This is a genomic window from Zoogloea ramigera, assembly GCF_006539865.1.
GTDB lineage: Bacteria > Pseudomonadota > Gammaproteobacteria > Burkholderiales > Rhodocyclaceae > Zoogloea > Zoogloea ramigera.
Genome location: NZ_BJNV01000117.1, coordinates 1 through 7763 on the forward strand (window position 1 = coordinate 1; position 7763 = coordinate 7763).

The 7763-nt window shown below is 70.5% G+C and carries 7 protein-coding genes and 1 pseudogene; 2 read left to right on the forward strand and 6 right to left on the reverse strand.

Annotated features, from left to right (window positions below; genetic code table 11):
- From csm5 to csm6, 6 genes are all read right to left on the reverse strand, one after another.
- Positions 1 to 1250: type III-A CRISPR-associated RAMP protein Csm5 (csm5, locus tag ZRA01_RS19435; RefSeq protein ID WP_141355030.1), on the reverse strand; the 1250-nt coding region annotated here is incomplete at its 3' end.
- Positions 1250 to 2218 (reverse strand): type III-A CRISPR-associated RAMP protein Csm4, encoded by a 969-nt coding sequence (csm4, locus tag ZRA01_RS19440; RefSeq protein WP_141355031.1) that lies wholly within the window; start codon positions 2216 to 2218, stop codon positions 1250 to 1252. The genes csm4 and csm5, both read right to left, overlap by 1 nt.
- Positions 2215 to 2949 (reverse strand): type III-A CRISPR-associated RAMP protein Csm3, encoded by a 735-nt coding sequence (csm3, locus tag ZRA01_RS19445; protein ID WP_141355032.1) that lies wholly within the window; start codon positions 2947 to 2949, stop codon positions 2215 to 2217. The genes csm4 and csm3 overlap by 4 nt, the downstream gene beginning before the upstream one ends.
- A gap of 3 nt (positions 2950 to 2952) precedes the next feature.
- The gene (gene csm2 / locus ZRA01_RS19450) at positions 2953 to 3426 is read right to left on the reverse strand and encodes a type III-A CRISPR-associated protein Csm2 (protein WP_218028766.1); all 474 of its coding nucleotides are present in this window, start codon (positions 3424 to 3426) and stop codon (positions 2953 to 2955) included.
- A gap of 13 nt (positions 3427 to 3439) precedes the next feature.
- Positions 3440 to 6040, reverse strand: coding sequence for a type III-A CRISPR-associated protein Cas10/Csm1 (cas10, locus tag ZRA01_RS19455; RefSeq protein ID WP_141355033.1), 2601 nt, complete (start codon positions 6038 to 6040; stop codon positions 3440 to 3442).
- A gap of 75 nt (positions 6041 to 6115) precedes the next feature.
- Positions 6116 to 7213, reverse strand: coding sequence for a CRISPR-associated ring nuclease Csm6 (gene csm6, locus ZRA01_RS19460; protein WP_141355034.1), 1098 nt, complete (start codon positions 7211 to 7213; stop codon positions 6116 to 6118).
- Between the two features lie 102 nt (positions 7214 to 7315).
- Between csm6 and ZRA01_RS20650 the strand changes: the two genes are divergently transcribed.
- Positions 7316 to 7471, forward strand: a complete 156-nt coding sequence (locus ZRA01_RS20650; RefSeq protein WP_170183036.1) for a hypothetical protein — start codon at positions 7316 to 7318, stop codon at positions 7469 to 7471.
- A 27-nt stretch (positions 7472 to 7498) separates the two neighbouring features.
- Positions 7499 to 7763 (forward strand): annotated as a pseudogene (locus ZRA01_RS19465) (hypothetical protein); the annotation flags it as partial.

Genomic DNA, 7763 nt, shown 5'->3' on the forward strand with positions numbered 1-7763 from the left:
GCCTGGCGGGCGGCCATGTCGGGGCGGCGGGCGGCCTGGGCCTCGCACCAGGCGCGCAGGGCCGGCAGCTCGGCGGCGGGGTCGATCTCGACGAGGGCCCAGCCGAAGGGCAGCGCGGCATGGGCCCGCTCGGCGTGGCCGGCGGCCACCCAGACGGTGCGGCTGCGGCTCTCGTACAAGGGCGGCATGCCCTTGGCCTGCATGATCTTGATCTGCGCGACGCCGTCGCCGGAGAGGGTCTTGGATTCGGCGCCGCCGTAGCGGCCGAGGCGCACAAGGAGCGCGCGGCCGTCGGCGAGAGGGGCCTTGAGCTCGCCGGCGAGCAGGCCTTCGATGGCGGCCTTCCAGGCGGGGTCGACGAGGTTGCGGCGGTCGAGGGTGGCGAGCTCGTCGTACAGGCGCGGCAGGTGGTAGCGGTTGCAGTCACGGGCGAGGCCATGCAGGTCGGCCGGGCGAAGGTGGCGGGCCGGGGTGCCGCCGGGGGTGTCGTGGCCGCCGAGGTGCTGGAGGACGAGGTCGCCCTGGAAGGCGCGGTACTGGCCGGGGGCGATGCATTCCTTGCGGGTGAGGAGGCCGCGGGGCTGGCGCTCGTTGCCGTGCTTGTCGCGCTTGAGGTCCTTGTAGCGGCTGAGGGCGTAGAGCACCTCGCGGGCGGGCTCGCCGACGGGCATGAGGTCGGCGGGTTTGAGGAGGCGCAGCGGGCTGGTGGCGTAGTCGCCTTCGAGGAGACGCTTTTCGAGCTTGGTGGAATCCCAGCTGTTGGGCCCACGGCCCTTTTCGGCGGACAGCGGGCGGCGGCCGGCGTTGAGGCCGTCGAGCAGGGCGGTGCGCAGGGCGCCCTTCAGGCTGCTGGCGGGGATGTAGGGGCGGTCGTGGCTGTGGGTGGCGCGCTCGACGGAGAGCTTGTCGATGACGTCACTGCCGGTGGCTTCGCGGTTGGCAACCCGACCGATCTTGGCTGCGTAGTCGGCGGCGAGACCGGGGGCCACCGGGACGAGCAGCCGGGCGTGGGGCATGAAGTGGGCCCGGTTTTCGTAAAAGAAGCGCTGGATGCCGAGGAGGTCGGCCTGCTCGCCGAGCTGGCCGAGGCGCCGGGCGAGGGGCTCGGGCAGCGCGGCGCAGCTGGGGTCGAAGGCGTGGAGCAGGCCGTCGTCGATGACGTAGTGGGTGGGCTCGAAGTCTTCACCGCTACCGATGTGGATGGGCGCGAGGGGGGTGAGGGCGAGCCGGGCGGTGGTGAGGAAGGGCATCAGCGGGTCTCCGGGAGGTGGAGGCCGAGCACCGGGGCGTAGCCCTGGTGGACGGTTTCGGGCATGGCCGGCGAGACGGGGGCGGCCGGGCCGCCGAGGCCCTGACCGATGAAGGGGGCGGCCCCGCCGGGCGCGAGGGGCACGAACACCCCGCCGGCCCGGGCCAGCAGCAGCGGGCGCTTGAAGGGGCTGGCGCCGTGCACGGCCATGTCACCGTGGCGGCCGAAGCGGGTGAGGGCCTGGTAGTAGCTGCGCCGGGGGCAGAAGCCCTGGCCCTGGGGGGCGCAGGGGCCGAGGCTGAGCCAGGCGTTGCCGGCGGGCCGCGCGCCGAAGGGGGCGGCGACGGGGCTGCCGACGAGGGCGAACTTGCCGAGGCCGATGCTGGCGTCGCGCCCGAAGCCGGTGTGGCCGATGTGGGTGAGCGCGGCGAGCAGGCCGGCGAGGGGCAGGCGCGCCTCGTCGAGGGTAAGGTACAGGTCGAACTGCATGCCGGGGGCGAACCACAGCTGGGCCTGGGTGTAGGGGGCAAAGGCGCCGGTGCCGGTGCTGCCGGTCTGGCGGTTGAGGGTGTTGTGGGGCTGGGCGCGCTCGGCCTGGAGCACGCCGGGCCGGCAGGTGATGGCGTGGGCGGCGGCGGCATCGTCGCGGGCCAGGGCCTGCCAGCCGGGCAGTGGCTCGGTGAGGGCCGCGGTGGGCAGCCAGCGCCGCCGCTTGAGGGCCTTGCGGTCGAGGTCGCTGGCAGCCCACCGCCGGGAGGGCAGCGTGGGCAGCGGCAGGTGGCCGGCGGGGAGGCCGTCGGAGATGACCGCGAAGGGCCGCCCGGCGGTGTAGCCGTCGAGGAGCTGGGTGAGGGCTGCGTTGCCGAGCTGGTGACGCAGGGCCCAGCACAGCTGGCCGAAGAGGGTGTCACCGGCCAACGGCGTGCCGAAGGCGGACAGGGGCTGCAGCGTGAGGCGGTAGGTGTTCATGGCGCGGGGGCCGGGGCGGGGAAGGCCTGGACGGCGTCGAAGTGGGCCTGCTGGTCCTGCCCGTCGATGCACAGGCCGGTGAAACGGATCTTGCCGTAGCCACGGGAGCCGGAGCCGCCGAGGCTGTCGAACTCGATGAGCTTGAGGCCCTGCAGCACGGTGTCGAGGAGGCGCTCGTCGTCGCCGGCGAGGCGGCGCAGGCTGAGGCGGAAGTCGAAGCAGGCGCCGGCGGGCACGCGCTCGGTGTTGCGGGGGTGCTCGGCGACGCCGGAGATGCGGTTGATGCGGTTCTCGCTCTTGACCTCGGTGAGCATCTGGTTGTTGTCGCGCACGGCCTGCTCCCACGCTGGGCTGAGGCTGCAGTCCCAGAAGGCGAGGCGGGTGGGGCCGAGCTCGGCGGCGAGGGCGGCGGCGTCCTTGAGCTCGCCGCCGCCGACGCCGAAGAGCTGCAGGATGCGCTTGACTTCGTCGCGGACGGGGCCGCGGGCGGCCTCGAGGGCGGCCTTGTCGAGGGGGGCCTCCTGGACGGCGCCGCTGCGCCATTCGAGCAGGCTGCGCATCTTGCCCTTGAGGCTGGAGCCGGGGATGTAGGGAGACTGGGTGAGGGGATGCTTGACGACGGTTTTGTCGACGCCGCCGATGTGCATCTCGGCGTCGCCGGCGCCGATGTGCAGGCCGGTGAGGAGCTCGAGGGTGGCGGTGAGGGTGGTGATGCCGGTGAGCTGGGGCATGGCTTATTTCTCCTCGGCCTTCAGGAAGCCGAGCACGGCCTCCATGAAGAGCTTGGCGTTCTTGAGGGTGGCGGGGCAGGCGATCTGGCGGATGAGATGGGAGAAGAGTTGCTCGAAGTTCTGGTCCACGTGGCCGCGCCCTTTGGCGTAGGCCGCCTTGGCGTTCATCATCTTGATGAAGGGGGCGAGTTCGCGGTATTTGGCGGCGCGGGCGTCGGCGGTTTTTTCAAAGGCGAGCTTGTCGTGCCACATCACGAGCTCGTCGTAGAACTTGCGGAGCTGGGAGGACTTGTTGGTTTTGCCGGCCCCGGCGGCGGCGATGGTGCGCGCGGCGTCCTGGGCGATGTCGGCGAAGAGCAGCTCGGGCATGTCGGCGCCGAGCTTGACCGGGGCGGTGTCGATGCTGACCGCGGGGGCCGGGGCGGGGCGGTCGGAGCCGCGCGGGCCGCCGGAGGGGGGGCGTCTGTCGTAGGTCATGGGGAATCCTCGCTTAGCGTTGGCGATAGAAGTAGTTGAAGAGGGGGATGCGGTAGGCGCCGCCGAGGCCGCCGATGCCCTGCTCGCCCAGCGCGGTGGCGAGCCGGACCTGGGCCGGGGCGCGGGCGTCGGGGGGGAGCTTGTCGACCACGTAGCGCCGGGTGCGGTAGGCGAAGCGGCTGCGCCACAGGGGGCTCTCAGGGTTATTGGGGGCGGTGGCCAGGTCGATGAGCTGGAGCAGGCCGTAAACGTAGCCGGTGCTGAGCCGGTAGTCGGCGCCGAGTTGGTCGAGCTCGGCCGCGGCGGCGGCGAGCCGGGGCCAGTCGGCCCAAGGGATGTATTGGCCGAACAGCACGACGGCGTCCTTGCCGCCGCCCTTGGCGGTGTCGAGGGCCTCTTCGGCCTGGGCCGCGAGGGTGGGTATGGGCAGCCCGGGCTTGGCCATGACGAGGCCGGCGGAGAAGTGGATGTCGGGGTTACCGGCGACGTAGCGCTGGAAGTGGTCGGCCATTTCGGCGGCGAGCCGCTGGGTGTCGAGCCAGGGGCCGATCAGGAAGAAGTCGTCGCCGCCGGCGAACACGGTGTAGGTGTCGGGGTGATGGACGGCGCAGTAGGCCGGCAGCCACACCGAGAAGAAGGCGTTGACCTGCCGCGACAGGGCCGCCATGCGGGCAAAGGTGGGTTGTTCGAGACCGCTCTGGAAAATGCGACCGAGGTTGTCCACGTCGCCCTTGAGGGTGACGAGGGCGACCTGGCCCTGCCAGCCGGCACCGTCGCCCGGCCGCGGGCGGCGGTCTTCGCAGGCGATGTGGTTGAGGGTCTTGCCCTGGCCGGGGGTGGGGGCGTCGTCTTCGTCGGCCGCGGTGCCGGCGTACTTGCTGGCGGTGACGATGTCGACGTCGCGGAACAGCGGAACGTAGGCGTTGATGTAGCGGCGGGCATAGCCATGCCAGAGGGGGGCGTCGAGGGTTTCGGGGAGGCTGAAATCCCAGCAGCGGACGAGCTGCCCCTGGCGCGCGAGCTCGCCGAAACGGCCGCTGAGGTCTTCGTCGCCGGTGAAGGCGACTCGATAGCCGAACACCGGCATTTCGAGCAGGCGGACCCCGCCGCTACGCAGGGCGGCAGCGTCACGCGCGATCAGCAGGCGGTCCTGGCGGGCGAGCTGGGTGCCGAGGGCGATCTGGTCCCGCGACAGGGGCGCGGCGCCCTGGCTGTCGGCGGGCAGGCGGCCGTTGAAGGGGCAGGTGCCGTGGGGGTAGTCGGCATCGAGGACGGCCGGGGCCGCGCCGGTGAGGTCGAAGCGTTGCAGCTTGGCTTCTTCGAGGTCGGCGAAGAGGGCCTCGATGAGGCTGCGGAAGCGGCCCTTGAGGAAGTCGTTGCAGCTGGCCGGCCGGGTGACGAGGCCGATGCCGGCCTGGCCGAAGCCGTGGGTGAGGAACCAGGCGTCGAGCTCGGCGCGCAGCGCGGCCAGCGCGGTGCGGACATCCTCGGTGTTGGGGGCGACGATCAGAAACTTGCCGGCAGCGTTGGTGATCTGGGAGGTGGGCGGCAGGCCGCAGGCTTCGAGCACCCGCAGGGCGGCGAGCTCGGTGAACAGCGAGACCTGGAAGGAGCGGCCACGCAGCAGGCGGGCGGCCGAACGGTTGGTCTCGGCGCCGTCGGCGAAGATGAAATCCTGGATGCCGAAGAAGTCGCCCTGGACGAGGAGGAACTTGGCCTCGTCCCAGTCGGAACGGGCCTGCAGGGCGCTGGCCGCAGCGGAATCGGCGGCCGAGACGGCGGCGTGCCAGCGCCACAGGGCAGTGGCGAGGGCGGCGGTGGTCTTGCTGTGGTCGTAGAGGGAGACGTCGGGCTTGACGCCGAAGGCGGTGGCGGACGGGATGGCGTGGGTGAAGCTGAGCCAGGCGGTGTCGAAGTGGTCGAGCCACAGGGGCCAGTTCTGGCGATGGGCGCGGGGAATGGCGTCGAGGCTGGCGAGGAAGTCGCTCCAGAGGGTGCGGTATTCGGCCTGGGCCGGCGCGTCGGCGGCGGGCTCGTAGCCGGCGGCGGGCACCGGGAAGATGCTCAGGGGGGTCAGTGCCTGGAGCGGGTAGCGCCATGCGGGCCGCGCCGGACGGGCCGCGGTGCCCAGGCGGATCTGCTCGAAGAGGGTGAGCTGGCGGGCCTGGTAGTGGTTGCGGCCGGTGTCGGTCTTGTCTTCGCCGGCGTTGTAGCGCTCGAACTCGTCGGGTTCGAAGCCGGAGGCCACCCGGTCGGCAGTGGCGATGACCCATTGCAGGAAGCTGGCCGGCTTGTGGTGCATGGCGGCCGCATTGACGAGGGAGTCGGTGATGTCGGCGCCCCCGCTCCGGCTGGCGAAGGGGGCCATGTCGCCGCGGACCAGGTCGGGGGCGTGGGCCTCGATGCGTTCGAACATGAGCGCGGTCCAGGCGGCGTGGCGGTGGCTATGGTAGCGCCCTTCGCGGAAAGGGCAGTATTGGGTGATGTGGGCGTCGAGCCGCTCGCGGTCAATGTCGGCCAGGGCGGCACGCTCGGCGAACTTGCCGAGATCATGGAGGAAGGCGGCAAAGGCGACCCGACTGGATGCGGCGAGCTGGGGGTGTTGGGCGTTCATGGTGGCGTCTCCGGAATGCGCAGAGGATAACCCGGGCGTGGGCGGACATTACGACACGGCAAGCTTGCCGATGCGCTATTCGATGAGAATTTTGTCGGGGGCGACGTCGAGCCCATGGCAGCTGTGCGAGCGCTGGCCGTGGCGGGCGATGAGGTAGGGTGGCGCGAGGAGACCCAGTTCGCGCCGCAGGATGCCGTTGATCTTGGCGCACTTCTGTTCGAAGAACTCTTTCGGAAAGCCCTCCTTGAGCTGGGCTGAGGTCTTTTCCCAGTCGACCGCGTCGCGACCGATCACCCGGCCATAGAGCTCGAGGAAGCCGGCCGGGTCGACGCGGGTGTAGCGGATAGGCGCCGCGCCATCCCGGGCCAGAATGGCGAACCAGGCATACAGGGCGAACAGCTGAGGCGGCAGGGGGACGCTCTTCCGCCCACACTGGAGGCTGCGGCCGGCAAAATGGACGGTCAGTTGCACGGCCTCGAGGTGCGCCTGGGTGGCTGCCACCGCCTCCCCGAAGCTGAGGTCGGGCGAGAGGGCTGCCGTGGGCAGCAGGGTGCGCAGGCGCACGAAGGGGATCTCGGCAAGCATGATGCGGGCGTCGGCCGTATGAACAGGCCGGCCATCACGGGTATGCAGCAGGCAAGGCGAGGCCGGCGGGTAGTAGAAGGTGGGGAGCGATTCGAAGGGCTCGGAGACGAGCACATGGGAAAGCCTGTCCTGGGGCCGTGCAACGAGGGACAGGCAGTAGCCGAGGTAGAAGCCCATGGTCTTGCGGCCGCCGGCGATCGAGACATGAAGCTCGGTGTCGGGGTCTGCCGTGAGGGCGCGCACGACGGCATGGATGGTGTCGGCTGCCAGAGCGTTGTCTTCGGGCGTACGGATGTCGCCGAGGGGCTGGCCGACCCTATCGCGGATCAGGTGGATGTTGTCTGGCGGGAAGCTCGCGGTGGCGAGCTGGGGGTAGTCGCGACACAGGGCATGGAACTGCCCGGCGGCGGGGTCGAGCAAGGACAGCCGCGCCCGCTCGGCCCCCTCACAGCTCGTGATGAGGTGGATCTCGTCGGGAATCCATGGCGTGTCCTGGCCGACGGCAAGGGCATAGAGGGTCTCGGTTACGATTTGCGGCGAGAGACCGGTGACCGCCAGGAGGATCTTGCGCTTGTCGTGGTTCGTCATGATGCAGGCTGAATGGGAGACAGGCAGCATCCTAATCCCAGACGAGCACGTCCATCGCTTCGACAAGCTTGCCGTAACGGATGCCGCGCGGGTGGAGCCCGCATGATCCAGCGCCACACGGTCGGGCGGAAGCCATTTTTCCTAAATGTTCTCCCCATCGTGTCCGTAAAAGCTGTGACCCTGCTGCCCAATGGGTTTCTCCGCAGCGAAAACCCCGCTGAATGCCTGGCCCCGATGCGCGGCGCGCAGCACACGTGAAAGAACAGAAATGAGGAATGCCAGGCCATGACCAGCCTTTCATGGCAATCGCTGAGAACACGGCTCGTCGCCGGGGCCCTGTGCGCCGCCGTCGCGTCGATCTGGATCGTCACACTGGTGATCGGCAAGTACCTGCGGGCCGACATGGAGGCTGCGATCTCGGCCCAGCAGTACTCCACGGTGTCCCTGATCGCCTCCGAGATCGACCGCTCGGTGAACGAGCGGAACGCCATTCTGGGCCAGCTGGCCCGGCGCCTGGGCGATGCCGGGGAGGTGGATGGCCAAGCCGCCA